Consider the following 2,342-nt stretch of genomic DNA (forward strand, 5'->3'; position numbering starts at 1 on the left):
CTCGTCGTGCGCTGCGATCGGACCGGGGGCGACTGCCCAGCGGTTCGCGTCGCTGTCGTCCACGGCGACACCGCGGTCGCGCAGCATCGCGATCGTCATCTCGATGTGGGGGAGCGACGGGATCGGCTTCCCGTCGTGGCGTACGTCGACGCCCGCGTCGAACCGCGCGCCCGCCAGCAGCAGCGCGGAGACGAACTGCGAGGACGCCGACGCGTCGATGACGACCGTGCCTCCCGGGACCGTGCCGGTGCCCGCGATCGTGAAGGGCAATGCACCGGGCGTGCCCATGGACGAGTCGATGGAGATGCCGAGCGCGGAGAGCGCGGAGAGCACTTCTCCCACGGGCCGGTTGCGCATGTGGGCGTCGCCGTCGAACGCGACCTCACCCCGCACCAGTCCGGCCACCGGGGGCACGAAGCGCATGACGGTCCCGGCGAGACCGCAGTCCACAGCGGCGTGGTCGCCCGGCACCGATCCGTCGAGCGGCGTCACCACCCAGTCCTCACCCGAGGTGTCGACCGAGGCGCCCACGGAGGTCAGCGCCTGCGCCATCAGCAGGGTGTCGCGCGAGCGCAGCGCCCGTCGTACGACGGAGGGGCCGTCGGCCAGCGCAGCCAGGATGAGGGCGCGGTTGGTGAGCGACTTGCTCCCGGGCAGCGCGACCGCGGCGTGGAGCGGCCCGGTGACAGTAGGAGCGGGCCAGGGGTCGATCGGGGCTGAGGAACTCATGTCCCTCGCAGTCTAGTGAACCCTGGCCTTCACCTTCGACGTCACCAGCGCGGCTTCGCGGCGCGCATCGTGGGCAGCGTGCTGCGCGCGCCACGCCAGGCCGGGCTTGCCCGCCGTGTCGAAGGCAGCGATCAGCAGGCCACCGGCCAGCGACGCGTTCCGGGTGAACTGGACGATCTGCGCCTTGCGGTCCGCAGGATCGGCCGTCTCCCAGAACCGCAGGTGGGCGGCGGTCGACGGCACCAGCGTCGCGCCGAGCACGGCCGCGGAGAGCCGCGGCATCCTTCCCGTGGCGAGCGCGAGTCCCGCGGCCAGCTGGACGGCGCCGCTGATCCGCACCCACGTCGTCGGATCGGTCGGCACGTGCACGGAGTCCGGCGTCGCGTTGTCGAGGGCAGGCGCCAACATGTCCGCGAGAGGGGCGACGTCCTTGGCGCGCGTGGGCGCGTCCTTGAGGTCTTGTGCTCCGTTGGCGAGGAAGTACGACGACAGGAGCGGGCGGGCGATCAATCTGCTGAGAGCCATGACCAGGCAGTACCCGGCCGCCTCCGGTCCAGACGGATGGCAGCCGGATAGATTGACCCGCATGTGCGGGCGCTACGCCTCCAGCCGCAGTCCGGAGGACCTGGTCGAGGAGTTCGAGGTGCTCGACCCGCGCCTCGAGCGTGCGGTCGTGCCACCGTCGTGGAACGTCGCGCCGACCGACGAGGTCTACGCCGTCATGGAGCGGACGCCGCGCACCGACGACGACCCCGACCGGCAGGGCGATCCGGTCCGCCAGCTGCGCGCGCTGCGCTGGGGCCTGGTGCCGTCGTGGGCGAAGGACGAGAAGATCGGCAGCCGGATGATCAACGCGCGGATGGAGACGGTGGCCGAGAAGCCCGCCTTCCGCAAGGCGTTCGCGTCGAGGCGCTGCATCCTGCCGGCCGACGGCTACTACGAGTGGTACGTCCTCGATCAGCCCGACGCGAAGGGGAAGCCGCAGAAGCAGCCCTTCTTCATCCGTCCCGATGACGGCGGGGTCCTGGCCATGGCGGGCCTCTACGAGATCTGGCGCGACCCGACGAAGCCCGAGGACGCCGAGGACCGGTTCCGCTGGACCTGCACCGTCCTGACCACCGAGGCGACCGACGAGCTGGGCCGGATCCACGACCGGATGCCGCTGCTGGTCGACCGGGCGAGCCGCGCCGAGTGGCTCGATCCGCGGCGCACGGTCGCGGACCTGTCGAGCCTGCTCACCCCGGCGCAGCAGGCCAGCCTGACGGCGTACCCCGTCTCGACGGCCGTCGGCAACGTCCGCAACAACGGCCCCGAGCTCGTGGCGCCGCTGCGGCTCACCGATCCCGCCGACGGCCAGGAGACGCTGCTGTGACCGAGGAACGACTCATCCCGACCGAGTACGGCGAAGGCCGGATCGTGATGCACCGTGCCCGCCGTCCCATGGTGACCCTCCTGCTCAGCCATGGCGCGGGCGGCGGGATCGAGGCCCGCGACCTGGTCGCGCTGGCGACCCAGCTCCCCGGGCAGGGCATCAACGTCGTCCGCTTCGAGCAGCCGTGGCGGCGCGCGGGCAGGAAGGTGGCGACCCCGCCGCCGACCCTCGACGTCGGGCT

At 72.1% G+C, this 2,342-nt stretch carries 3 protein-coding genes and 1 pseudogene; 2 read left to right on the forward strand and 2 right to left on the reverse strand.

What is annotated here, in order from left to right:
- Together ACOADB_RS15860 and ACOADB_RS15865 are read right to left on the reverse strand one after the other, a co-directional pair.
- The coding region (locus ACOADB_RS15860; protein ID WP_378600477.1) for a 3-phosphoshikimate 1-carboxyvinyltransferase at nucleotides 1–729 on the reverse strand (729 nt) is incomplete at its 3' end.
- Nucleotides 730–741: 12 nt separating this feature from the next.
- On the reverse strand, nucleotides 742–1,254 hold the full coding sequence (locus ACOADB_RS15865) for a DoxX family protein (RefSeq protein ID WP_378600480.1): 513 nt from the start codon (nucleotides 1,252–1,254) through the stop codon (nucleotides 742–744).
- A gap of 61 nt (nucleotides 1,255–1,315) precedes the next feature.
- Between ACOADB_RS15865 and ACOADB_RS15870 the strand changes: the two genes are divergently transcribed.
- Together ACOADB_RS15870 and ACOADB_RS15875 are read left to right on the forward strand one after the other, a co-directional pair.
- Entirely contained in the window at nucleotides 1,316–2,101 is a 786-nt protein-coding gene (locus ACOADB_RS15870) for an SOS response-associated peptidase (RefSeq protein ID WP_378600483.1), read from the forward strand.
- Nucleotides 2,098–2,342: pseudogene (locus ACOADB_RS15875) on the forward strand (hydrolase); the annotation flags it as partial. The gene ACOADB_RS15870 and the pseudogene ACOADB_RS15875, both read left to right, overlap by 4 nt.

The organism is Nocardioides sp. CPCC 206348, assembly GCF_048654705.1.
In the GTDB taxonomy this organism is placed as follows: Bacteria; Actinomycetota; Actinomycetes; order Propionibacteriales; family Nocardioidaceae; genus Nocardioides.

What these genes read in the sequence shown, in the direction of transcription:
- ACOADB_RS15865 (WP_378600480.1), bottom strand. Translation starts at nt 1,254, where the DNA reads ATGGCTCTCAGCAGATTGATCGCCCGCCCGCTCCTGTCGTCGTACTTC.
- ACOADB_RS15870 (WP_378600483.1), top strand. Translation starts at nt 1,316, where the DNA reads ATGTGCGGGCGCTACGCCTCCAGCCGCAGTCCGGAGGACCTGGTCGAG.